20 protein-coding genes are annotated in these 24,962 nt (G+C 36.1%); 2 read left to right on the forward strand and 18 right to left on the reverse strand.

Annotated elements, in window-relative coordinates; all coding sequences use genetic code 11:
- Positions 1-331 precede the first annotated feature (331 nt).
- The 10 genes from ACDX78_RS08200 to ACDX78_RS08245 all read right to left on the reverse strand — a co-directional run bounded on the left by ACDX78_RS08200 (position 332) and on the right by ACDX78_RS08245 (position 10,888).
- Positions 332-1,459, reverse strand: coding sequence for a glycerate kinase (locus ACDX78_RS08200; RefSeq protein WP_486026874.1), 1,128 nt, complete (start codon positions 1,457-1,459; stop codon positions 332-334).
- Between the two features lie 38 nt (positions 1,460-1,497).
- A complete protein-coding gene (locus ACDX78_RS08205) occupies positions 1,498-2,481 on the reverse strand; it encodes a 2-hydroxyacid dehydrogenase (RefSeq protein ID WP_486026875.1) in 984 nt (327 codons plus the stop codon).
- Between the two features lie 15 nt (positions 2,482-2,496).
- Positions 2,497-3,792 (reverse strand): TRAP transporter large permease, encoded by a 1,296-nt coding sequence (locus tag ACDX78_RS08210; protein WP_486026876.1) that lies wholly within the window; start codon positions 3,790-3,792, stop codon positions 2,497-2,499.
- Complete coding sequence (locus ACDX78_RS08215) at positions 3,770-4,279, reverse strand: TRAP transporter small permease (protein ID WP_486026878.1); 510 nt, start codon at positions 4,277-4,279, stop codon at positions 3,770-3,772. The genes ACDX78_RS08210 and ACDX78_RS08215 overlap by 23 nt, the downstream gene beginning before the upstream one ends.
- 78 nt (positions 4,280-4,357) lie before the next feature.
- The gene (locus ACDX78_RS08220; protein WP_486026880.1) at positions 4,358-5,377 is read right to left on the reverse strand and encodes a TRAP transporter substrate-binding protein; all 1,020 of its coding nucleotides are present in this window, start codon (positions 5,375-5,377) and stop codon (positions 4,358-4,360) included.
- 16 nt (positions 5,378-5,393) lie between these two features.
- Positions 5,394-6,875 carry an aldehyde dehydrogenase family protein gene (locus tag ACDX78_RS08225; RefSeq protein WP_486026882.1) on the reverse strand — a complete coding sequence of 494 codons (1,482 nt, stop codon included), beginning with the start codon at positions 6,873-6,875 and terminating at the stop codon, positions 5,394-5,396.
- A 38-nt stretch (positions 6,876-6,913) separates the two neighbouring features.
- Positions 6,914-8,071, reverse strand: a complete 1,158-nt coding sequence (locus ACDX78_RS08230; protein WP_486026883.1) for an iron-containing alcohol dehydrogenase — start codon at positions 8,069-8,071, stop codon at positions 6,914-6,916.
- 16 nt (positions 8,072-8,087) lie between these two features.
- Positions 8,088-9,164, reverse strand: coding sequence for an Ldh family oxidoreductase (locus tag ACDX78_RS08235; RefSeq protein ID WP_486026885.1), 1,077 nt, complete (start codon positions 9,162-9,164; stop codon positions 8,088-8,090).
- Complete coding sequence (locus ACDX78_RS08240) at positions 9,142-9,834, reverse strand: RraA family protein (RefSeq protein ID WP_486026886.1); 693 nt, start codon at positions 9,832-9,834, stop codon at positions 9,142-9,144. Before ACDX78_RS08240 ends, ACDX78_RS08235 begins: the two co-directional genes overlap by 23 nt.
- A gap of 31 nt (positions 9,835-9,865) precedes the next feature.
- Positions 9,866-10,888, reverse strand: coding sequence for a LacI family DNA-binding transcriptional regulator (locus ACDX78_RS08245; RefSeq protein WP_486026888.1), 1,023 nt, complete (start codon positions 10,886-10,888; stop codon positions 9,866-9,868).
- A gap of 912 nt (positions 10,889-11,800) precedes the next feature.
- Between ACDX78_RS08245 and ACDX78_RS08250 the strand changes: the two genes are divergently transcribed.
- The gene (locus ACDX78_RS08250; protein ID WP_486026890.1) at positions 11,801-12,427 is read left to right on the forward strand and encodes a LysR family transcriptional regulator; all 627 of its coding nucleotides are present in this window, start codon (positions 11,801-11,803) and stop codon (positions 12,425-12,427) included.
- 880 nt (positions 12,428-13,307) lie between these two features.
- Here ACDX78_RS08250 and ACDX78_RS08255 read toward each other — a convergent pair.
- From ACDX78_RS08255 to ACDX78_RS08290, 8 genes are all read right to left on the reverse strand, one after another.
- Positions 13,308-14,645: a glutamine synthetase family protein gene (locus ACDX78_RS08255; protein ID WP_486026891.1), complete on the reverse strand. Its 1,338-nt coding sequence runs from the start codon at positions 14,643-14,645 to the stop codon at positions 13,308-13,310.
- Positions 14,646-14,647: 2 nt separating this feature from the next.
- Positions 14,648-15,862, reverse strand: a complete 1,215-nt coding sequence (locus ACDX78_RS08260; RefSeq protein ID WP_486026892.1) for a M20 metallopeptidase family protein — start codon at positions 15,860-15,862, stop codon at positions 14,648-14,650.
- Positions 15,863-15,925: 63 nt separating this feature from the next.
- Positions 15,926-17,395 (reverse strand): sodium:solute symporter family transporter, encoded by a 1,470-nt coding sequence (locus tag ACDX78_RS08265; protein ID WP_486026894.1) that lies wholly within the window; start codon positions 17,393-17,395, stop codon positions 15,926-15,928.
- Between the two features lie 106 nt (positions 17,396-17,501).
- The gene (locus ACDX78_RS08270) at positions 17,502-17,849 is read right to left on the reverse strand and encodes a DUF997 family protein (protein WP_486026895.1); all 348 of its coding nucleotides are present in this window, start codon (positions 17,847-17,849) and stop codon (positions 17,502-17,504) included.
- 150 nt (positions 17,850-17,999) lie between these two features.
- Entirely contained in the window at positions 18,000-19,328 is a 1,329-nt protein-coding gene (locus ACDX78_RS08275; protein WP_486026897.1) for an ArgE/DapE family deacylase, read from the reverse strand.
- On the reverse strand, positions 19,318-20,055 hold the full coding sequence (locus tag ACDX78_RS08280; RefSeq protein ID WP_486026899.1) for a type 1 glutamine amidotransferase: 738 nt from the start codon (positions 20,053-20,055) through the stop codon (positions 19,318-19,320). Before ACDX78_RS08280 ends, ACDX78_RS08275 begins: the two co-directional genes overlap by 11 nt.
- Positions 20,056-20,346: 291 nt before the next feature.
- On the reverse strand, positions 20,347-21,702 hold the full coding sequence (locus ACDX78_RS08285; RefSeq protein ID WP_486026901.1) for a glutamine synthetase family protein: 1,356 nt from the start codon (positions 21,700-21,702) through the stop codon (positions 20,347-20,349).
- A gap of 15 nt (positions 21,703-21,717) precedes the next feature.
- Positions 21,718-22,869 carry an amidohydrolase family protein gene (locus tag ACDX78_RS08290; protein ID WP_486026903.1) on the reverse strand — a complete coding sequence of 384 codons (1,152 nt, stop codon included), beginning with the start codon at positions 22,867-22,869 and terminating at the stop codon, positions 21,718-21,720.
- 205 nt (positions 22,870-23,074) lie between these two features.
- Between ACDX78_RS08290 and ACDX78_RS08295 the strand changes: the two genes are divergently transcribed.
- On the forward strand, positions 23,075-24,832 hold the full coding sequence (locus ACDX78_RS08295) for a sigma-54 interaction domain-containing protein (protein WP_486026905.1): 1,758 nt from the start codon (positions 23,075-23,077) through the stop codon (positions 24,830-24,832).
- The last annotated feature ends 130 nt before the right edge of the window (positions 24,833-24,962 follow it).

Consider the following 24,962-nt stretch of genomic DNA (forward strand, 5'->3'; position numbering starts at 1 on the left):
AAGTATAGACTGCATCATTCTTAAGTAAATATTTGGTCGTCAATCAGGTTACAAATAGTTTGCACTATATAAATGAATTTTAAAGTTTACAATTTAGTACATAGCCTACGAACTATTGCCTGAGGATTCTTACTGATTAATGTAATAAAGGTTTGAACAACTATGCGTATTTCATATAATACACTGGGTGAATTCCAAAGATAAATTGCTAATAAGCCCCATCCTCATGGAAGTTAATCCTGCTATCTTATTCAGCCAATCTCCATAACAAACCAATGAAAAAACCAATAGAACAGAAGTGTTAAAGATTCTTTCACTTTCCTTACAAATTCTAAAGAAGATAGACTTTCATAATGTTCCTTATTGTATCTTCTATAAGGCTACTTGTCCGAAACATTGACTCTTCTAATGTCATAGGTTGATTCATAATACTAAAACAAGCATGAATCCCATAATCTTCTAGTTTTTCATATCCAGAAACTATACTACCTGAAACACAGATAACTGGAACAGAGTTATCTTTAGCCAATTGACCTACACCCATTGGTGCTTTTCCAAAACTCGTTTGTTCATCTGTTTTTCCTTCTCCCGTAATGACTAGATCAGCATTTTGCAATTCCTTTTCTAAATCGATCGCCTCCAGTACAACTTCAATTCCTGGACGTAATTTTCCCTGTAGAAACGCTAAAAGTCCTGCTCCTAAACCGCCTGCTGCCCCTGCTCCTGGGACGTCTATTATATTAATCGATAGTTGCTTTTTTAATACTTTAGCATAATGGTAAAGAGCAGAATCTAGTGTTTTGATAATTTCAGAGGTAGCTCCCTTTTGGGGGCCGTAAATTGCGGACGCTCCGTTAGACCCACATAAAGGATTCACTACATCACACGCTACCAGGATCTCTGTATGTAAAATCCGAGGATCCAGATTATCAGTTTCAACCTTGGATAAACAAATCAAATTTCCTCCACCGGGGGGTAATTCTTTCCCACTTTCATCTAAAAATTTGACTCCTAACGCAGTAGCCATACCAACTCCCCCATCATTAGTTGCACTACCACCAATCCCAAGAACTATTTTTGTGCACCCAAGGTCAAGAGCTTCCTTAATTAATTGTCCAGTTCCATAAGAGCTAGCTCTTAATGGATCCAAATTATCTTTTTTAATCAAAGGCAACCCAGACGCTTCTGCCATTTCAATAACAGCTGTTTTTTCGTCACCAAGTATTCCCCAAGTGGCATCTACATCATCCCCCAGTGGACCTTTTACTGTAGTCTTCAGGAAAGAACCTCCTGTTCCATGAACGAGAGCATGAACGGTACCTTCCCCTCCATCTCCCAGTGGCTTCATGGCAATATCAGCTTCAGGAACTACTTTTTCGATACCTTTTTTCATCGCTAAACAGACATCTGATGAAGATAAACTACCTTTGAATGAATCTGGAGCTAATACAACCTTCATATTTCCCACCCTTTTTGGTTAAAATGTATAAGTCACTTTTATTTTAGGTGAAATACTTCATTGTTTACCAAGTAATCAGGTAATTCACCGTTTAACCCCTTCATTAAATTATCAGCTGCTAAAGTAGCCATTTTTGTTCTTGTTGCTATACTGGCACTTCCGATGTGAGGAAGAGTAACGACGTTTGAAAGCCCAACTAAAGGATGATTAGAATCAATTGGCTCGTTTTCGAAAACATCTAGCCCCGCCCCCCAAATCCAGTTTTTTTCTAACGCTTGCTGTAATGCGCTCTCGTCAATAGTTCCTCCTCGAGAAGTATTAATTAAAATAGCCGTCTCTTTCATTTTTTTTAATTCTTCTTTGCCGATAAGATGATGGGTATTAGGTGTATATGGCGTTAACACACAAACAAAATCTGATTGTTTTAATAAATTATCTAACTCAACATATTCCACTTGTAAATCTTTCTCTAAGCCTCTTTTTCTAGTCCGATTATGATAAATCACTCTCATATTAAACCCTTGTGCTCTTTTAGCGACTGCCTGTCCAATTCTTCCTAAACCAACAATTCCAAGAGTAGATCCATAAATATCCTGCCCAGTTAACTGCATCGGAGACCAGGTTTTCCAAAGATCTTCCTTTAAATAATTAGAAGCCTCGATTAATCTTCGGGAAGTTGCCATCAACAACCCAAATGTTAAATCTGCTGTTGTTTCTGTCAACACACCAGGAGTATTGGTAACCATGATCTCTTTTTCCGATGCTGCATCCACATCGATATTGTTGTATCCAACTGCCATATTACTTACAATTTTTAACTTTGTTGCATGGTCTAATAACTCCTTGTCAATATTTTCAGTTAACAAACAAAATAACCCATCTATATTCTCCACTTTTTTCTTTAAAATATCATAAGGTACAGGAGTTTCTTGTTCTTGCCACATCTCAATGTCAAACTGTTGTTCCAAAATAATAAGCGCTTTTTCTGGTATTTTCCTTGTAATGTATATTTTAGGTCTCATTATTAACCTCCCATTTTAGTTATTTAGTAAGTTTGGAAGCCACAAAGAGATTTGTGGTAAGTAAGTTATTAACAAAATGCTCAAAATTAAAACAGCGTAAAAAGGCAACAATGGTTTTAACATTTGTTCTATTCGTATACCTGCAATTTGACTGGAAACAAACAGGTTAACTCCTATAGGCGGAGTAACCATACCCATCGCCAAATTGACAATCATAATAATCCCAAAATGGATAGGATCAACACCAAATGACATTGCAACTGGAGTTAATATCGGAGCCATTATCACAATAGCTGCTCCCGTTTCGATAAACATTCCGACAAATAATAAAATTAAGTTAACTAATAGGAGAAATACTATTGGACTTTCAGAAAATGCTAGAAACCAATCTGTCACACGAGTAGGCATCCTTTCCGAAGTCAGCACCCAGCCAAATAAGCCAGCATTCCCAATAATAAACATAATAATAGATGTAGAGATAACGGAATTTCTAAAGACTTCCATTAAATTACTTAGGTTCAAGGTTCGGTAAATAAAGATACCCAGTACAAGAGCATAACCAACGGCAATAGCTGCTGCTTCAGTTGGGGTAAATATACCTCCGTAAATACCCCCTAAAATAATAATTGGCATTAACAATGGCAAAATAGCTTTTCTGAAAGAAGTAAAAAATCCTTCGCGTTCTACTTCATCTTCTTTTGCAGTATCCTTTGTATTAAACCCCTTCACCTTCGTGACGACATAAACGGTAATCATAAGTAAAAAACCAATTATAATACCAGGCACTAAACCAGCCATGAATAAATCTCGAATGGATATGGAAACCCCAGCAGATATAGCAAAAATTATCAAGGGGATCGAAGGAGGTATGACTACACCGAGTTCCCCGGATACTGCTTGTATAGATGTGGCAGTACTTTTAGGAAATCCTCTTCTGACCATTGCTGGTATTAATATACTTCCTAAAGCCGCTACTGTAGCAGCACCCGAACCGGAAATAGCTGAAAAGAACATAGCTGTTAATACCGTTACCATTCCTAAGCCTCCGGTAATGTTACCGACGATTGAATTTGCAAAGTTAATAAGTCGTTGAGAGATTCCACCAAATTCCATCAAACTCCCGGCTAAAATAAAAAAGGGAATAGCCATCAGCGGAAAGGAATTCATGGCGGCAAAAATTCTCTGTATAGCTACTTCTAATGATATATCACCTAAAATCATGGAAAAGACTGATGCCAATCCCATTGAAAATGCAACAGGTACTCCTAAAAGCAACAGTACAAATAGACTAATGAACAATAGAGCTGTCATCTTTTTCCTCCTGTTCCGCCCCTACAATCAGTTCAATAAGAGAGACTACAGCATTAATCAAGGCAATAACGCCACCAACCGGGAGAGCTGCATAAAACCAGCTGACAGAAATTCCTAAAGCACCAGATTCTTGGTTAGCCAAGTTTCTCATAATGTCAAAACCATAAAGAATTAAAAACAAACAGAAAGCAATGTTAATGATTAAGATAATAATTGTTAATATTTTTTGGATTGTTTTAGGAACAAGAAAGTGTAAAGTTTCTACAGAGATAAGCCTACCTTTTCTTAAAGCAACTGCTGTCCCAAGTAATACAATCCAAATAATAGTATAACGAACCACTGCCTCCGACCAGCTTAGAGGATCTCCCAACACGTACCGCGCAAATACTTGGTATAAAGTAATTAATGAAACAATTCCAAATAATATAGCTAATATATTGAGAATCCATTTATTAAACACATCAGTAATAAAGGTTAATTTTCTCATATTCTCCCTCTTAAATTTAATATTTAGTGGTAGGAAGAAAAAAGGAATTCCATCCTTCCTTCTCCCTAGTTGTATTCATTACTCGCCAGCGTCTCTTATTTTGTTATAGAGGTCAGTTAAATGCGAGAATTCCTCTTCGATAATGCCGTCTAATTCGTTTTGAAACTCGATAATTTCTGGTTCAATGATTTTCATACCTTCATCTTGAAGCATTTCAGCATACTCTTCTTCACCAGTTGAAACTTCTTCTGCTGCAAACTCTTTAGCTGTGCCATTGGCAGCTTGCTGCAATACTTCCTGATGTTCTTCGGATAAAGAACTGAGTGTTTCATCGCTCATAACAACGGTAATAGGTTCCCTAATGTGTTTTGTTTCAATGAGAAAATCCTGCACTTCTTGAAACCGTGAATTATAAATTAAGGATAATGGGTTTTCTTGTCCATCAATGACACCTTGTTGAATAGAAGTAAATACTTCTCCAAAGTTCATTGGAGTAGGGGCCGCCCCCATTCTTTCAAACGACTTGTTAAACATTGGATTGTCGGGTACTCTAATACTCAATCCTTGCAAATCTTCAGGTGTTTCCACTGCTTGATTGGCTGTTAACCATCTAGCTCCTCTTGGCCAGTACGACAATACGTTATAACCTGAATCTTCTATAATAGTATCTGTGATTTCCTGTCCAACTTGACCGTTGTAGATAGTGTTTGCGTGCTCCTGGCTATCAAACATGAATGGAACAGTGAATATCTGTGCTGTATCAGAGGCACTAGTTAAAACTCCAGCCCCTCCTACCCATATATCTGCACTGCCAATTCTCAAACCTTCAAGTAATTCGGTATCATCTCCTAATGTTCCATCTTCATAGACTTCGATGGACAATTCTCCATTTGTTATCTCATCTACTTCATCAGCAAATTTTTGAACTGCTTCTGCGTGAAGTTCAGAACTTGGCCAAACATGTCCAAGCCTTAATTCTTGGATATCACCCTCACCAGAGGTGCCTTCGTTTTCCGCAGAAGAATCCTCACTATCACCACAACCAGCTAATAAAGTGGAAAGGACTAACAAGGACGCTAACAATAAACTTTTATTCATTTTACTTCCTCCCATTTTATAAATATTTAATATAGCTCACTTTTAGTTCAGTGAAAAATTCTTGATTGGTAGATCCGATGGAAAATGACCCATGGCCAGAATCTTTCCAACCCCCAAATGGAATATGAGGCTCACTTGCAGTTCCGTGATTGACATGAACCATACCTGCCTGCAGTTTATTAACGCTTTCATACGCATCTTGCAATTTATCAGTAAATACAGAAGCAGCTAATCCATAATCAACATCATTTGCAATTCTAAGAGCTTCTTCTTTACTATTAACCGATATAACACTTAAGACGGGACCAAATATCTCCTCCGTAGCTATTTTCATATCTTCTGTTACCTCTGAAAAAAGAGCAGGAGTAATATAATAACCATCAGCATAATCCCCTTCAGTCAATAATTCTCCTCCTGATAGCAATTCCGCTCCTTCCTGCTTTCCGGTTTCAATATAAGAAAGAGTCGTATTTAATTGCTCATTTGAAGTAAGAGGACCCATACCAACCCCTTCTTTCCAAGCAGGACCAATTTTAATATTTTCCATTTCATTAGTAAGAGCAGAAAGAAGGTCTTCTTTTTGTTCCTCCAATACAATTACTCGACTAATAGAAGTACATCTTTGGCCAGAACAAGCAAATGCTGCTCCTACAATTTCTTTTGCCGCAAACTTTAAATTATGATAATTGAGAATAATAGCCGGGTTTTTCCCTCCGAGCTCTAATTGAGTTTTTGCTAACTTCCTTGAAGCGATTTCATTAACGCCAATTCCTACTTGCGTCGAACCAGTGAAAGTAATTCCTTTAACAAATTTATGTTTGATTAAGGGCGTACCTACCTTGGATCCCTTTCCGGTAATATAATTTACTCCTCCATTTATTACGCCTGCTTCTGATAATATTTCCATTAGTCTAGCAGCGACCCAAGGAGTTTCAGATGCAGGTTTAAACACTACTGTACACCCATAAGCTAATGCAGGAATGATTTTTCTTATAGGAGTAATAAGCGGAAAATTCCAAGGAGCAATCGCCGCAACCACCCCAATTGGATGTCTTGTAGAAGAGCTAACAGCGTTATCTTTTTCACTTGGAAATGTGCTTCCATTAATCCGAAATGTCTCAGTTGCTGTGAATCTTGTTTCCTTTATGGATCTAGATACTTCACCCAGCGACTCTTCCAATGACTTTCCTTGTTCAGCAGAAAGCATAAAAGCGAGTTCTTCTTTATTTTCTTCTAGTAGGTTCGCTACTTTCAGTAAGATTTCTCCTCTTTCAGGAGAAGTCATGGCACTCCATTTTGGGAAAGCTTGATGAGCACTCTCTACTGCTTTATTCACCTCTGCTTCTCCTGAACTAGCAAAAGAGCCTAAAATCTCTTTATTCGCTGGATTAGTAACATTGAAGTGTTCTAAACTGGAAACCCATTCTCCATTAATGTAGTTACCATATGTTCTTCCTTTATTCTCTTTGATCCATTCAACCATATTAAGTGTAGACATTATATCCCATCCTTGCTTTTATTTATTTATACTTAAATTCACATAATTGCTCGGCAAATATTTTTTAAATCTTCAAGAGAAGGTTTACGAGGATTTACAGGTACATTTCCAGACTGCATTGCTTCTTCTGCTATAATATCTAAGTCTTCCTCTTGAACGCCGAAGTCTTGTAATTTATGCGTAATACCGACATCTTCTTTTAATCGTCTTACTGCAGTTACAGCCTTTTCAGCAGCTCCTCGTTTAGATAATAATTCTGTTTGCTCTCCAAAGATTTCAGCTATGATTACAAATTTATCTTCAGCACCAATCAAGTTATATTCCATCACTTCCGGTAGTAACATGGCATTCACTGTACCATGTGGAATATTAAAACGAGCTCCTAGTGGAATTGCTAAAGCATGAGCAAGTCCCAATCTAGTAACGTTAAATGCCATCGCGGCCATGGTACTTGCAAGAAGCATATTGTATCTGGCTTCTTTGTTTTCTCCCTGTACAACAGCTAAACGAAGATTTTCACTGACTAATCTCATTGATTGTTTAGCCATTCCTTCTGAAATTGGCTGAGTAGTTTTGTTAACAAATGATTCTAACGCATGCGTTAGAGCATCCATACCCGTTGCTGCCGTTATAGAAGGTGGCAAAGATAATGTAAGCTCGGGATCACATAAAGCGATATCCGGACAGTTATAATAAGAACCAATGCTGATTTTAACCTTATTCTCTTTATCAGAAAGCACAGAGAAAATAGTGAGTTCACTACCTGTTCCAGCTGTAGTGGGAATGGCTATGGTAGGGCAACTTGGATTGGGTACCTTATCTAACCCCACGTAATCTCTTACGCCTCCGTCATTATTCATTAATAATCCAATTGTTTTTGCAGTATCTAAGGAGCTTCCTCCCCCAACTCCAATAACAATATCACAGGATTCCTCTTTGGCAATTTCCAAACCTTTTTCAACGGATTGAACCTCAGGATCTGATTCAATTTCTGAAAAAACAATGTATGGAATATTCTTCTGTAAGGAATCTATTACCCTATCAACAATACCTGCCTTTACGACCCCTGGATCCGCTACAATAATAGCTTTTGAACCATTTAGATTATTCACTAATTCAGAAAGTTTTTCTATTGCGCCATTACCAAATTCAATAGCTGTGGGAATGGCATAACTAAAAGTAGACAATGCGCCCATACTTTATTCCTCCTATCTATTTTATAGAAGACGTTACTTTCTTAGAAACGAATTCTACACCATACTTTTGACTTAGATCTTTGAGTTCTTCTACTACGCTGTCCGGCAATTCAATTCCATATTTTTTTTGCTCTTCTGACTTCTTATATTCAATTTCCCCTGGTATAAGAATTTCTTTAACACCCTCTGCTTTTGGCTCTGATTTAATATCACGTATATATTGATCCATTCGCTGCTTAAATTCTTCAATAGGAATAAACTGTTTTATATCAATTACTATAAAAAAATGACCAACGTTTTGAGGCTGTCCCCAATTTTCATACATATTATTTATGTGTTTCCCAAAACCAGCACCAGTAAGTACACCGGAAAGAATATCAATCATCATAGAAATTGCATATCCTTTTGGCCCCCCCATTGGAAGTACTGATCCCTCCAGGGCTTCATTTGGATCCGTAGTAGGTTTCCCGTGTCTATCAACGGCCCATCCTAATGGAATCTCTTCATTTTTTTGACTAGCTACTATAATTTTCCCTCTTGCAACAACACTTGTAGCCATATCCAAGATAAATGGAATTTCTTTATCAGTTGGCACTCCGATGGATAAAGGGTTTGTACCAATAAATGGTCTTATTCCCCCAGTTGGAGGCATTGTTTGAGAAGCATTCGACATAACCAGCAAAATTTTATCCTGACTTATTGATTTTGCAGCATAGAAAGCACCGGTTCCAAAATGATTTGAGCCTTTCACTCCTACAATAGCAGCACCTTTTTTGTCTGATTTTTTTAAAGCTAAATTCAAGGCCTGTTTACCTACTACCGCTCCCAAATTATTATTTCCATCTATAAGGGTTGTTATTTCGTTATCATTAATAATCTCAATGCAAGATGACGGATCTACCATACCTTCTTCGATACGCTTTAGGTATATTGCTGTCCGAACAATCCCATGGGAATATACTCCTCTTAAGTCTGCTTCAATGAGAGCATCAGCTATTATTGAAGCGTTTTCATCATTAACCCCCCTTTTTTTAAACAATTTAATACAAAAATCCCGTAATTCTTTCCAATCATACCTTGAAAGGAGTGTCATGAAATTCACATCCTTTTTTTGCTAACGTCTCGTCGATCCAACTACGATCAATCGTTCCTTTTTCTATGTCGTTCATGATAATCTGCTCTTTTTCTTGTTGTTCCTCTACTAATTCGATCATTTCTTCTGCCCTCTCAAAAGGAATGGAGACAACACCGTCTTCATCCCCAATTAACAAATCTCCAGGGTTAATTACCAACCCTCCTATGCTGATTGGTACATTAACTTCTCCAGGTCCCTCTTTGTATGGACCTCTGTGGGTTACACCTTTTGCGTATATTGGGAAATCGTGTTTTCTAAAAGCTTCAATATCTCTAATACATCCATCTACTACCGCGCCAGCAATTCTTTTCTTTTGACACAGTCGCAACATTATTTCACCAAAAACTGCATTAGTGCTATCTCCACCTCCTTCTACTATAATTACATCTCCTGGCTCAGCCATATCAATAGCTTTATGGATCAATAAATTATCACCTGGTCTTGTTTTCACAGTCAATGCAGATCCTAATAACTTGCCTTCTTTATGATATGGTCGTAAATAATACGGAAAGCTATAAAGTCTATTCATATTGTCACTGATGTGGGGAGAAACAGCGTTTTCATATCTTTGAATAAGTTTTTTTGGAAGTCTTTCTTTTAACGGATAAATGTTTAGTTTTAAACTCATTTTATAAGTAATTCCTCCTTGTACAATTCGTTCATAATTTCTCTGACGCATGTCCGCAAGAGACTCTTTTAATCAGTTTCGGTTCTAATTCAACAGTGTTTGCCTGATTATGTTTTTTGTTTTCTATTAAATCAATTAGTTGCTCTGCTGCAAGCCCTCCCATTTCGTAAGCTGGTTGCGATACAGTTGTTAGAGGTGGGTTTAAATGCATTGACCAAACTGTTTCATCATATCCAATTACTGAAATGTCATCTGGAACTTTTAACCCTGACTCTTTAATTCCTTCTAAAATTTCTAACGTCATCATATTATTTGTAGATAGAATAGCATTAGGTGCCATATCTTCTTTTAGTAGTTTTTTTACTTGTTCTTTAGCAACTCCTTTTGTTTCCTCAATTTCATGAACATATGAATATTCAACTGGCTCATGGAAGTTCTTTATCGCCTTTTTGTATCCTTCAATTCTTTCTAGACGGGGACTAATATTATTGTATGGATAAACTAATATTGCTATTTTATTTCTTCCAATCTTTAATAGATGGTCAACTGCTAACTTCGCACCCTGAACATTGTTAATTGTTATTGTTTTTATGTTTAATCCTGGGATTTTACGATTGATACTAACAAACGGGTCGTTATTTTCAGCAATCTCTTTATATAATTCTTCATTTTTCATAGTGGGGTTCATGATGAGACCGTCTACCTGTCGAACTCGTAAACCCTTAATATGTTCAGCTTCTAATTTTGCATCTTCTTTCGAGTTACAAATCATTAAGTTGTAGTTTAATGATTGACATCTATCTTCTACACCATCAAGAACGCTACTCCAAAATGGGTTTTGCAAGTTTGATAACACGATACCAATGACGTTAGTCTTCATTTGCTTTAGCCCTTTGGCAATAGCATTCGGCCTATAATCAAGCTCCTTAATTATTTTTAAAACTTTCAGCTTAGTGTCTTCCGTAACGTATTGATAATTGCCGTTTATGATTCTTGAAACGGTAGTTTTTGACACACCAGCCGCTTTTGCCACATCTTCCATGGTAACTTTCAACTAAACCTTCTCCCCTCTGTTAGGAAGTAATTGTAATACTTGAAACCGATTTCTGAAATCGGTTTCTGAAATCGATTAACTATAATTTATCAAATGTAGTATTATAATTCAACCATAAATTTTGATTTTTTTATTTTATTTATAAATTGTTCATTTATAATGTAGCCGTATATGGAAAATAAAATAGAAGTGGAATCTATTATGTGCGGGGTAAAGATGCTTTTCTTGTTGAGTCCGTTGCCTCGGACGAAGGAGGGGAAGTAGAAATTTTAGTACAAAAAGGACGATAATCATTCTTGGGACATGTGAACTGATTCTATGTAATAGTTTTTGTGGTAAGAGATAGAAATGGAACACCTTACCACCTTTGTGTCCGTCATTTATCCATGGGTATTTCTTATACATACGTGCATTACCTTGCAATGCCAGAGCTGTGACTTCTACTTTATATGGCAATATGATAATGATACAGTCAAGGACATGCTATCAAGCACAAAGCGATTGAGGAATGTCTGAAAACCCTGAAAAACTGGGAAGATGAGATCGTTACTATCACCGTTTACGCTACACAAATGCGGTAGTTGAGGGCCGGCAAAACAAGATTAAAACTTTACAACGACTCCATTTTTTCACAAGAAACCCGAATGTCTATCAATAACGGATTCTTGTTGAATGTAATGAAGAATATATGATTCAGCATTCCGAAGTAACATGTCAACCATGGATTTTGATGTAAAGCCTAAAAATCATAGAAATATAATTTGGCCAAGGCTACCATATTAATTTTTGAAAATGATAGCCCTAATTATAATGATATCCTTACGATTTATATTGTGGCTTAATGAAGCAATCTTCTCTTGATTTTTAACTGATTCTAATATATAACAGAGTTCAGTCAATTAAAATGCTGATTTGAGGAATTCATATGGAAATTCGTCACTTAAAATCCTTAAAACAATTGTAGAACTAAAAGGATTTAATCGATCTGCAGCTCGCCTTGGTTATATAACTTCGCATATTAAAGCTATTGAGAATGAATTAGGGGTTCCGGTTTTTGAACGCATGGGAAATAAAAACATATTAACAGAAATCGGAAAGTCATTTTTGCAATATGCCATTGAAATGATAAATCTATATTCTCTATCTATTGAAGAAGTTAAATACTCAGGTATCCCAAAAGGTACACTTGTGATTGGTACCACAGAATCATTGGCTATCCACAAACTTCTTCCTTTTATTAATGAATATATAGAAAAATATCCTCTGGTAGATGTTAAACTAAAATCAGGGGATAGTGATAAGTTAAGAAGCTTATTACATTATGGTGAAGTAGATATGGCATTATTATCAGATTACGAAGAAAAGGAGTATGACAATTTATATATATCAAAAGTTTCTAATGACCACATGGTTTTTGTTACCTCAAATAACGATAAGATAACCCAAAAAACAATTCTTTTTACTCAAATAGGTTGTGGATTCCAGGCCGTATTTAATAAAAAACAACATCCCTGCGTATGGATTCATTTATTAATATGATTCATTCAAAGATATAATATAGTTCCGCACATACTAAGCCGCAAACTTCTACAAACCTTCTTCTATGGAAGTCTCTAGTTTGAATCCAACAGCTTTATGTAATGAATCTGTAGAAGCGTATGTTTCCAGTACCCCTCCTTCGGGAATTCCTCCAGGTTATTGTTCCCGATATTGAAAACTTAATTGGGGACAACTTCTGCAGGTAGTATTTCTATCAGTCGCTCAGGTTACATAAGTAGTCTGTAAGCGTCAAATAAGATACATATAGGAAACGGTGCTCATCCATGCGATAATTTTCTTAGAAAAACCATTCGAGAGGTTATGCGATGACCAACATCACAAAAGAATAGAATGGAAATCACACTGTGCTGTTACATTCTCTGATGGTCATAGAATCTTCCTTGATCTAGCCATCAATAATGTAGCCACTATTGTGCCCTGGATTCCCATGAGGAATGTGATTATAAAGGGATGTAGATATATAAGTTCTCGTTACATATATATTTTGTATAACGAGGCAGGAGTTTTGTTGTATCGGCAATTGTAGACTACTTCGTTATAAACCCCCCGGAATCCAGGTTGAGCTCCCATAACAGAATATTTAGTTTACCCATGTTGACATTTACTTTCTTTTACATCCTTGATAGATTGGTCGAGAATCGCCACCACCTTGTCCATTTCTTCTTTCGCAATAATAAGTGGCGGCGTGATCTCGATTACATTTCCATGAATACTGACTTAAAAGACGGGTAATTCAAGGCCGCATATACAGTAGCAACAGACTGCTATTTTTCATCAGCTGGTTGTATGGTTATGCGATTTTCTACCAATTCCATTCTAATAATCTATTCCTTTCCCTTGTACATCAACAATTAATTGCTTAATAACGACGACTTAATAAATCTCTTTCCCAATCGGTAACATGTCTTTTCGCTTTTGCAGCTTCAGTTCTTTTTACATTAATAAATTCTTTCCAAATTGGACCAAGAGCTTCTGCCATCGTTTCATTCCTTTCCAATTCGTCCATTGCTTCTTCTAATGAACCTGGGACAAGTTCAATATTTCGCTTTTTCATTTCTTCTAGACTAATTGTTCCTACATCAAAATCAATCGGTTTGCCCGGATCGATTTTATTTTTTATACCGTCTATTCCAGCAGCCACTAGAGAAGTTGCTAACATATATGGATTACATGTCCCATCAGCACCTCGGAACTCAAAACGGCTGCCACGTCTTTTTTCAGTTACCCGGACTAAAACAGAGCGGTTACCTATTCCGTAACTAACATGAGACGGAGCAAAAGAGCCTGGGTATAATCGTTTGTAAGAATTAATACTCGGTGCTCCGATGGCAACCAGTGAACGTGCATGTTTTGTTAATCCGCCAACAAAATGATAGGCTTCTTTAGTCATTCCGAGTGGGTTGGAATGATCCTCAAAAGTGTTTTTTCCATCCTTATCAAACATACTAATATGAACGTGTAATCCGCTTCCCGACAGATGGTCGAAAGGCTTCGGCATAAGCGTCCCTACAAGCCCTTTAACTAATGCAATTTGCTTAAATAATTGCATAAATGAAACTTGTTCATCTGCTGCTCTTACGGCTGGTGCATATTTTAAGTTTATTTCATATTGGCCCGGGCCGTATTCACTGGAGATTTTTTCGACTGTAATACCAGCAACTTCCATCGCATTTACGAAATCGTGCAGAAAGTTTTCATGTAATTGAATTCCTTCGATAGAAAAACAGTGTGATTCATCTGCTGTTGTAAGTCGCCCGTTTTCCTCTTTTAACAGATAGGCTTCTTGTTCAAATGCCATATTCATTTTTCCACCTAATAATTCTTCTGCATCATTAGTGACCCTCTTTAATGCTTGGCGTGGACACCCTGCCCATGGTTCACCGTTTTCATCTACTAAATCACAGTACATGCGGGCTGTATTTTGGCGATGAGGTAAGATTGCAAAAGTGGAAGGGTCAGGGATTCCGAAAAAGTCGCCACCTTCGACTCCATATGCCGGTTCTGGAATATACTCATCAAACGAGTTAAAACTCATCATGCCTCCAAAGAAGTTAAGCCCTTCTTCAAACAGACTGTCAAGTTGATCAACTCGTACAGTACGAATACGTGACAGTGCCGCATAATCCATATATCCAATATCCAGAAATTCAATATTATGCTCTTTGATCAGTTCTTTGACTTTTTCTTTTGTTAACATGTTTAGTCCCCCATTTTGTTGATCGCTTTTATTGCAATATATGCAAAAGTTGCTGCCCCTCTTAATAGGATCGTGTCATCAAATGAAAACTTAGGATGGTGAAGACTGTGCGCCTTTTCATCTCCTTTTTTAATACCTAACCGAAAGTAGCAACATGGGACAACTTGCGAGAAATCACCGAAGTCGTCTGCTCCAAGAGAAGGTTCCCCCAACTCAACAACCTTCTCATAACCCCACTGTTCACGGACAGATTCATTGACAATATTTGTTATTTCTTCGTCATTTGTGATTGGAGAGTGGCCCCACACATAGTCTACCTCTATATTTGCGTTATAATTATGTGCAATATTTTCTGCTAATCGTTTCACTTCTTTTTCAATCATTTCCCTGTATTCATTTGTAAGTGTACGCGTTGTACCTTCTAAAACTACTTCGTCCGCAATTACATTTCTTGCGGATCCACCATTAATTTTCCCGACATGGACAACAATAGGATCAAGTGGACTCGTCGTTTTAACAACGAGGTGCTGAAATGCTTGCATAATATATTGGGAAACAGCGATGGCATCCACTCCTTCGTATGGCCTAGCGCCATGCCCACTTTTCCCTTTAATCTTGATGGTAAAATCATCACATGAAGCTGTCATACTTCCACTTCTTATTCCTACCGTTCCAAAAGGGATATATGGCCAGAGATGCAAACCGACCATTGCATTCACTTTTGGATGTTCGAGAACCCCGAGGCGAATCATTTCTTTAGCTGCACCATCTTCTTCTTCACCTGGTTGAAAAACACATACTACTTTACCCTTGAAATGTTCTTTATTTTGATATAAGAGGCGTGCAGCACCAAGAAGAATTGTGGTGTGACCATCATGGCCACACGCATGCATAACACCTTCATTCTCAGATGAGAAAGGAAGTCCAGTTTGCTCTTTGATAGGGAGGGCATCAATATCTGCCCTTAACCCTATTGTAAAAGAGGAGGAAGACCCAGTTTCTTTTTCACCATCAATCCAGGCAACAATCCCTGTGTCACCTATTCGTTTGTGTGGCAACCCTATTTCTTTTAATTTTTGTTCAATGTAATTACTTGTTTCGAACTCTTTGAAGGAGAGTTCAGGATATTTATGTAAATGTCTTCGTATCGAAATAAGTTCTTCTTCTATTTCTTTCGAGTCATTTACAAGTTGCTGTCCTAACTCTTGTAATTTCATAACATTACTCCTTATATAAAATTTCATCTAATAAATTTATTTATATAGCCTAATTTATAACCTCTATGATGCTTCCCCGAAAAATGTTTGAATGGTTTCTTTAGAAGGCTTAGTAGTTAGCAAGCTTACAAGAGCTGTTAATATAAAGGAAAATGGTACTGCAAATAATATTGTAGCTTGTTGTAATACTTCTATCCCTAAGTAAATTTGATTAAGGAAGAGATAGCATAATAATCCCCCCACAATCCCTGCTAACGCACCATATTTATTAGCTCTTGGCCAAAATAATCCTAAAATCAAAGGTGCAATTAAAGATGATGCAGCACCACCTATTGAAAATGTTAGAATTACTTGTAAAGACTCGGGTGGATTTAATGCAAGTAATATAGTTAACATGCCTATAAGTACAGTGACTGTGATAGACATGCTCTTTATACGGTTACCTGAAGCTTGAGGATTAACAAATGCTTTATATATATTTACTACGATACTCCCACTTGCTAAAATAAATAAAGCAGCGATAGTGGATTGCCCAGCACCTGCTATTCCTGCTAAAACAAGACCAGCTAAAGAATCCGGTAAAATACCTTGCGCTAAAGTAGGGATGGCTGAATCAGCAACAGCTAAATCAGGTGAAAATATTCGGGCTGCCGCACCTCCAAATGTACTAATAAAAATAGTCCACATGCCTACAAATACTACTCCAATAATCATTGCACGTTTCATTGTTTTTGTGGAATTATACCCGAGAGCAGATTGGACCCCCCATGGTAAACCTATAAGGAGAATACTGTAAGTAAACCAGAGGGCTGCCATTTCTATTAGCGGAAAAGCTCCACCATAGGTAGGTGTTAGCAATTTTGGATCTATATCTTGTAATCCATGAAAAATCGGAGTGAGACCATTGTTATAACTAATATAACCGACGATAAGTATTAATGAAGCAACAGTCATAACGAACCCTTGTAAGATACCTACGACGCCAACTCCTTTTAACCCCCCAAGAGCAGTATAAAGTGTAATGATTACTCCAAAAGCTATGAGGGAGTATTCAAAAGGAATTCCAGTCATTGACTGTATCACCCTGGAGCCACCAATAAATTCAGCAACTGCACTTGATATTAAAGCAACTAATATTGCCAACACGAGAATCATTATTAATGGTTTCCAGTTTTCATATCGATGTCTAAATATATCTATATATGTTTCAGAATTCGTTCTACGTCCGACTATATTTATTTTCTTACCGAATATTCCTAATACAAATAAGGTCAGTGGTATTTGTCCCATTGCAAAAAGCACAATATAACCAGGTCCATATTGTGAACTCAGCCCCGGTGTTCCTACAAAAGTACCTGTACTCATTACGCCAGCTGCTACAAGTATTGCAAGAGCTATGGGGCCGAGGTTACGTCCACCTACAAAAAACTCCTCTGAAAAATTATCTGTTGATTTATTAGATAATTTCCTGCTAGTGTAAAAAGTAAGAAAAATCACAGCAATAAAGTAAGTGACAAAAACAGCTATTGTCATTTTAAACACCTCTCATATTTTAAGGTTAGGCTTTTGATACATCAATTACATTTTACTGATAGTTCATACGGGGATAATAAACTTAAATTTTTATACCCCAAGAAAATTAATAGCCTGCTCCTGTTTTAGTATTTTTATCATTTACTTTTAAATCCTCGTTTTTAACATCTGGTATTTCTGCATTATCAGTTAGACTACAGTCCTTTGTTTTCATTGAAAGTACAATAGCTATTAGTGGAAATACAATCCCAGCACCTACAAATGCCCAAAAGAACCATATTGGAAAACCTAGTATATAAGAATAATTATTTGGGTTTGATAAAGTACCAATGTATGCAAACGTAAAGACCCAAATAAATTCAAAAATTACTAGATACATAATTCTTAGACTCTCTTTTCTAGCCTGTTTAAATCTTGGATCCTCTTTAATACCATATTCCTTTAGAAGACTCATTTTATTCATTCCTTTTAAATGAAATTATAATTCAATATGCTTAATTATTAGTATGAAAATTCCCAATAAATTATTAAAAGGGGCACAATCATTAGTCTATTAACTCTATTGAAATGTGCCCTGATTTCAACAATAAAAATTGAACAAAATTTATAGGGTCTCGTATTTATTTTTATTTAAAGAATAAACTCCATACCATTGTAATACAGTTAAAATCAATACTTTTGTAACCTCAAAAATGGATTCAACATCTACATTTTCATCAGGACCGTGTAATCTTTCTCCAATTGGCCCGTAAATAACAGCGGGTATATTGTTTCCAGAATAAAATGCAGCATCGGATACCGCGACAAACCCACCAAAATTTGTTTTAACATTCAATTGACTTTGACTATCCTCAATAAATTTAACTAATTTATGATCAAGACTTGTGTTAACTGCAGGAAAATGTAAATCATAAAGTTCCCATTCTATCTTTGGAGGGTTAGCTTTCAACCATTCATCACTTTGACATACATTATGAATATGTTCTTCAAATTCTTTTCGAACATCTGAACTGTTCTCGGTAGGAAGGTATTTTAGATCAAAATCAATAATACAATGATCCGGTACCATTGCAGGGTTTGTAGTTGTAGCTGGATAACCATTATTTTCTCCGGCTCCTGCAAGCATTACTCCAGGACTAATCGTTGTAATACCAGGTGGCAGCAAATTATTAAATTTTTTCTTACTCCATTCCTTTTCTAAATTAGATACTCCATTTAGGATTACTTGAGATTTTTCAATCACATTTACCGCACTTTCATTGTAACCAGGGTAGATATGACTGTATCTGTATCCTGCATGGCCGGTAGAACCTTTAACAATAATTCTTACCCATTCCAATCCACCTTCTACTGGATTTATAATTCCATCCGTAGGTTCGGTAACAATTACTCCTTTCCCAGTATAACCCCTTTCAATTGCTGATTTGGTTCCCCCACCTCCTGCTTCTTCATCAGTAACTATGTGAAGTTGCAAGTCTGAATCTAACTCAATCCCCATATCTTTTAAAAACTTGGCTACCATAATATTACTAACCACTCCTGCTTTCATATCACAAGTACCTCTTCCATACATTTTTCCTGCATCTATCTCAGCTTTCCATGGATCATAGGACCAGCTAGATAAGTCACCTGATGGAACTATATCAATATGTCCATTCAATATTAAGGTGTTTTCTTCTTTTCCATTCCCCTTTAAAACTCCCACAAGGTTTGGTTGATTTTCATAAACATCCCATTTATCGGTGTCTAATCCAAGATTTTTTAAATAGTCTTCTAAAAAATCTTGAAGTTTATCAACCTCACTGTCCGATGGATTTTTCATGAATTTCGAATTAACACTTTTAAAATTCACTAACTTCTTTAATAAGTCTAATAAACTATCCTTGTTATCATTCATCCAGTTTTCAACAATCGTTTGCATATTATTTTGCATTATTATTTTTCCTCCTTGTTATATTTACTTTTTTCTCAAAGTTATCTAACAACGTAAATAAAAATGTCTTTGCTTCATTAAGATGGTCGAGTTGACCTAAAAAGTCTTTTGCTAGCTGCGTGTAAGGTCCAGGATGAATTTCATGTCCATGTAATGATACGATTTCATGTAATTTTTCTTCGCTAAATTCAGGATGAAACTGGAGACCTACTACGCGATCCTTGAATATATAGGCCTGGTTTTTGGTTGCGTCATTTTCAGCAAGTCGCACGATATCCTGTGATTTTTCAGGCAATTGAAATGTATCCCCATGATACTGAAAAAGTGTTAATTCTCTTTTTAATCCACTGAATAATGGAATATTCTCCACTTCTTTTAAGAATCTGATTGGCCACCAACCAATAACAGTTTGTTCGTGCGGGTATACTTTACCTCCAAGTACTTCAGCTATTAATTGAGAGCCGAGACAAATTCCAAGAATAGCCTTATTACTTTCTATTGCTTCCCTAATAAATTTTTTTTCATCTTTCAACCATGGATGTTCATCTTCTTCATAAGCCCCCACTATGCCACCGAGAATGATGAGTAAATCAAATTTGTCCATATTAGGGAATTGGTTATTTTCATAGACCTCTGTTGTGGTAACTATGTGGCCCTTCTCCACTGCCCAATTATTGATCATACCTAAATCTGCAATAGAATAGTTAATTAGTGCGTGAATTCTCATTTTTCTCCCCCCTTTTTAACTTACTTACATTCTTTTTAAAAACAGACAGGAAATAATCATCTTCTTACATCTTTAAGTAAAAAGGGAAGTCTAATAAGGTTTAATCTTATGCCCACTTTCTAGTGATTTCACCTTAACTTTCCTGTTTAGCGTATTTGCCACGCTGAGGGATCCGTGGATGAAACTGTTTTTTCAAAGATTGTCGATCGTTTCAGCAATTCTATTACTTTTGCTTCTAAATGAATGGAAAATTCTTTCTCTTATAATGGTCTATTAAGAAATCTCTTCGTTTCAGAACATATTGGAATATAGACGCTGCTCACGATCAGTGACATATTCATTAAATTTGTTCCATTCATTTCTTTTTACTTTAATAAACTCCATCCATATATCACGTCCGATAGTATCTGCTAAAATAGTATCTTCTGCAAAATTTTGTAACGCTTCTTCTAATGATCTTGGAACCCAACTGATTCCTTTTTCTTTTAATTGAAACTCATCCATTTGACTGACATCTTTATTGATTGGTTCGCCTGGATCAATTTTATTTTGAATTCCGTCTAATCCTGCTGCAAGGATACAAGTCGTTAATAGATAAGGGTTACATGTGCCATCCGCCCCTCTGAATTCAAATCTTCTATCTCTTCTTTTTTCCGGTATACGTACGAGTACAGATCTGTTAGCAGATCCATAACAAACATGTGCTGGTGCCCAAGAACCTGGCTGCATTCTTTTATACGAGTTGTAGCTCGGTGCTCCAACAGCAACAAGTGATTTACCATGTTTTAACAAACCACCTATAAAATAATAAGCCTCTTGCGACAGATCCAAAGCTTTTGGATCTGTCAGATCTTCAAATAGATTCTCCCCTTCTTCATTGTATAAGCTAATATGAACATGCAAACCGCTTCCAGCTAGATGTTGAAAAGGTTTTGGCATGAGCGTCCCGATCATGTCATGATTGCGAGCAATTTGTTTAAATACATGCATAAATGTCACTTGATCATCGGTAGCTTTAAGAACATCTGTATACCGTAAATTTACTTCTACCTGTCCTGGTCCGTATTCACTTGAAATTTGTTCGGTTTTAACATTCATACTGTCCATTGCATTGACAAAATCACGGATAAAATCTTCTTGTATATCTATCCCCGTAGTTGAAAAACAATGGCTATTATCTGCAGATATTAATTTCCCATCTTTTTCTTTAAGTAAATAAGCTTCTTGTTCATATGCCATATGGAGCCTTCCGTTTAATAACACTTCCAATTTTTCGAGTAATTTTTTCAGCGCAAACCGTGGACATCCTTCCCAAGGGTTTCCGTTTATATCAACCAAATCACATAACATTCTTGCTGTATTTTTCCTATGGGGAAGAATTGCAAATGTAGTTGGATCAGGAAGCGCAAAGAAATCTCCATCTTCTGCACCGTACATTGGATCAGGAATATACTCATCAAATACATCAAAGCTCATTATCGCTGTACTGAAATTTACGCCCTTTTCCATTGCAGATCTAAGGTTGTCACGACGGATCGTTCTCCCTCGTGTTATACCAGAATAATCTAAAAACTCTATTCGAATAAATTCAATATCATATTTTTCAACAAGTTGTAACACATCTTCTTGCATTGTAATAGTCTGCACGTTATTTTCGTCCTTTCAATCCAAATGATTTTTGTATACGGTTTCAAAATTACGGTGAAGAACCATTTCCCCGATCATTTGAGCTGTCTCCGTATTCATATAATCTTTACCTATCCATTCATTTAACACTTCTTCAAAGCATTCCTTAAATAACAATACTCCTAACCAATTCATTTCTGGAACAGTAAAAGCATCAGAACCGTACATTACTTTATTGAATGGTGCAAATTCAAAGACTTGAGAAATAATTCTCTTTACACCGTGACCGATGAACGGATTTTGAAGACTAATATCCATGTAGACATTTGGAAGCACACTTGTAATAAATGCAGCTTCATCCATCCAAGGGTATCCCCCGTGAACGAGATGTACTTTCGTATTTTCATATTTTGAACTTCGGAGCATATCAATCATCAGGCTGGGATTAGCTTTTGATAATATAACTTCTCCATCACCGACACCGGTATGAATATGCATGACTTTTCTTGTTTCATTACATTCTTCCATTGCGATATGAAGACAGTAATCTCGTAATGCTTTTACTATAGGACGCTTATGAGTAAGAAATTCCTCATATTCCCTAAAAGCGATATCTTTATCCATTTCACCTATTTCTAAACCACTTCTATAGGCAATAATTGATTTAAGTCCGATTATATGGTCTTTTTGTAATTCATTTCTTAAAGCATCACGATACTTTTCAATAAATTCTTCGAAAGTATCACATTCTTCTCGTAAAGAGTCCATTAACGGTTCAATTCGGTATATTTCCCATGTAGGAATTCCTACCGTACGATTGAAGTCTTTCCTCGGAATCCGTGGAGTAGGATACCCGTAGTCAACAATAAGTCCTTCCAAGTTTACATCTTGGAATAAAGATTTAGTATAAGATGGAAAGTCTTTCGCAAGTTCATTTCTTTTTTTAACGACTGCTTCCACAGTGGGGGCACTTGAAACAAATTTTGCGAGCCTTTGAATTGTAATTTGCATATACATATTCATTCCAGGATAAAGGTTATCTGTAACTTTTTCCTCGCTAAACATATTTGGTAAAACAGATAAGGATAGTTGCTCTAATAATTCCACTTCCGTTAAAAATTTATTGTCTTCTCGAAAAGGATGACAATGAATATCGATTGCCTTTGTATTTTTTAGTGATACACTCAACTTTTTTCCTCCTTATATAGATTTGCTATTATTAAGATGCAATTCTTATGCCAAACATTAAAGAAGCAGTATCATTCAAAAAAGTAACGATATCAGACAAAAATACCGAAAAATATTTTTCTAAGGCAAAAAAAATTTCGGAAAATTGTTTTCCTTATGTTACAATTGTTTAAAAGATGTAGAATTTTTAAAAGGAGGAGTAGAGATGGATAATATTTATTTAAAAGATGTATGGAATAACCTTTTTGAATGTATAATCATTACAGACGCAAAAGGAGAAATATTGCAATTGAATCGCCCTGCTATGCGCCTTTTTTCTCTTAATGATTTTAATTTTTATCAAACATCTGTATTTGAATTAATTCCTCCAAACTTGAAAAAATACTTTAACGGAGCAAAAGAGTCAACTGGTATTCCTGTTGACTTTGGAACAGAGGAGTTGCTGTTGACCATAAAGCCGGAAAAAGGTGTATTTCTGTTAATCTTTAAAAATATGACGAAGATCCATCGTGGAAAATATAAATTAGATAGTTTAAAAGAAAAAATGACAACATTTGATATGTTATTGGATCAGTTGGAAGTAGGAATTTGTGTCATTAATGAAGAGCAAAAACTTCTGTTTTACAATAAAAAAATGGGAGAAATAAACACGCGTGAACCGGCAACTATTAAAAACAGACAACTTTTTGACGCTTTTCCTCAACTAGAGGAAGAAAACAGTAAACTTTTGAAATCATTGAAATTAGGGAGAAATTTAAATCACCGTGAGACACATTTTTCGACAAATGGAAAAGAAATTACAATATTATCGAACACTTTTCCATTAGTAGTCGGAAAACGAAGGATTGGAGCAGTTGAAGTATTAAAGGATATCACGAAAGAAAAAGAGTTAGAACAAGCGATTAGACAATTCCAAAATGACCGACTAACATATGATAAATCGATGGATAAAGGTGATCCTACTAATAATACACGCTTTAAATTTGAGAATATTATTTTCCAAAGCAGAGAAATGGGTAGAATAGTAGAAATTGCAAAAAGATCTGCGAGATCTTCATCCAATATTCTTTTGACAGGGGAAACAGGAACAGGCAAAGAACTATTTGCCCAAAGTATTCATAATGTAAGCCCACGCAAAAGAAAAAAATTCATCGCACAAAATTGTGCCGCCTTACCTGAGAGCTTGTTGGAGGGATTATTATTTGGTACGACTGCAGGGAGCTTTACCGGTGCATTAGAAAAAGCTGGTATTTTTGAGCAAGCTCATGGAGGCACATTATTACTTGATGAAATTAATTCAATGAGTATTAATTTACAAGTAAAACTTCTTCGCGTCATTCAAGAAAAGAAAGTGATGAGATTGGGTTCCTCAAAAGAAAAAGCGGTAGATGTTCGAATCATAACAACATTAAATGAAGATCCGGAAGAGGCGATTAAAAATGGAAGATTACGAGAAGATTTATATTACCGTTTAAGTGTCGTCCACCTTTACATTCAACCTTTACGAAAAAGAAAAATTGATATTCAAAATCTGATTGATTATTTTATAAAAAAACATACAAAGTCTATGGGGATTCAAGTAGATAGAGTCGATGATCAAGTGATGAATTTTTTTCTCAATTATACTTGGCCGGGAAATGTAAGACAATTGGAGCATGCGATTGAAGGAGCGTTAAATTTAATCCAAGATGAAAAGCTAATTACTTTCGATCATTTATCGTTACCATTTCAGGAATTAATTTTGAATGAAGTAAAAGAAGAAGAGCCAGAAGGGAAAGAAATTAATATCCATTCAGGTACGTTGAATGAACAACTGGAAACATTGGAACAACATTTAATTAAAAAGGCACTAGAGGAGTTTCAAGGGAATGTAACAAATGCGAGTGAAAGGTTAGGTATTTCCAGACAAAATTTAAACTATAAATTAAAGAAGTTCCAAATTCCAATAGCTTTATATAAATAACATCACTAGCATTGCATTAATTAAAACTAAAAATTAGGAATGGGCAAAATTTTCGTTAATTTACTGTTATCCAAAGAAAAAGTCCTTTATAATGGATATAGTCAGGTGGTAACCCGTCCAAATCCACTAA

This window comes from Virgibacillus oceani, from assembly GCF_041521345.1.
Taxonomy (GTDB): Bacteria; Bacillota; Bacilli; order Bacillales; family Amphibacillaceae; genus Virgibacillus_N; species Virgibacillus_N oceani_A.

Coding starts and splice junctions, on each gene's coding strand:
- ACDX78_RS08200 (WP_486026874.1), bottom strand. CDS start 1,459: ATGAAGGTTGTATTAGCTCCAGATTCATTCAAAGGTAGTTTATCTTCA.
- ACDX78_RS08215 (WP_486026878.1), bottom strand. CDS start 4,279: ATGAGAAAATTAACCTTTATTACTGATGTGTTTAATAAATGGATTCTC.
- ACDX78_RS08270 (WP_486026895.1), bottom strand. CDS start 17,849: ATGAGTCTTCTAAAGGAATATGGTATTAAAGAGGATCCAAGATTTAAA.
- ACDX78_RS08210 (WP_486026876.1), bottom strand. CDS start 3,792: ATGACAGCTCTATTGTTCATTAGTCTATTTGTACTGTTGCTTTTAGGA.
- ACDX78_RS08280 (WP_486026899.1), bottom strand. CDS start 20,055: ATGAGAATTCACGCACTAATTAACTATTCTATTGCAGATTTAGGTATG.
- ACDX78_RS08295 (WP_486026905.1), top strand. CDS start 23,075: ATGGATAATATTTATTTAAAAGATGTATGGAATAACCTTTTTGAATGT.
- ACDX78_RS08220 (WP_486026880.1), bottom strand. CDS start 5,377: ATGAATAAAAGTTTATTGTTAGCGTCCTTGTTAGTCCTTTCCACTTTA.
- ACDX78_RS08230 (WP_486026883.1), bottom strand. CDS start 8,071: ATGGGCGCATTGTCTACTTTTAGTTATGCCATTCCCACAGCTATTGAA.
- ACDX78_RS08265 (WP_486026894.1), bottom strand. CDS start 17,395: ATGACAATAGCTGTTTTTGTCACTTACTTTATTGCTGTGATTTTTCTT.
- ACDX78_RS08255 (WP_486026891.1), bottom strand. CDS start 14,645: ATGTTAACAAAAGAAAAAGTCAAAGAACTGATCAAAGAGCATAATATT.
- ACDX78_RS08225 (WP_486026882.1), bottom strand. CDS start 6,875: ATGTCTACACTTAATATGGTTGAATGGATCAAAGAGAATAAAGGAAGA.
- ACDX78_RS08205 (WP_486026875.1), bottom strand. CDS start 2,481: ATGAGACCTAAAATATACATTACAAGGAAAATACCAGAAAAAGCGCTT.
- ACDX78_RS08240 (WP_486026886.1), bottom strand. CDS start 9,834: ATGAGTTTAAAACTAAACATTTATCCGTTAAAAGAAAGACTTCCAAAA.
- ACDX78_RS08260 (WP_486026892.1), bottom strand. CDS start 15,862: ATGAAATTACAAGAGTTAGGACAGCAACTTGTAAATGACTCGAAAGAA.
- ACDX78_RS08275 (WP_486026897.1), bottom strand. CDS start 19,328: ATGCAAAATAATATGCAAACGATTGTTGAAAACTGGATGAATGATAAC.
- ACDX78_RS08235 (WP_486026885.1), bottom strand. CDS start 9,164: ATGACACTCCTTTCAAGGTATGATTGGAAAGAATTACGGGATTTTTGT.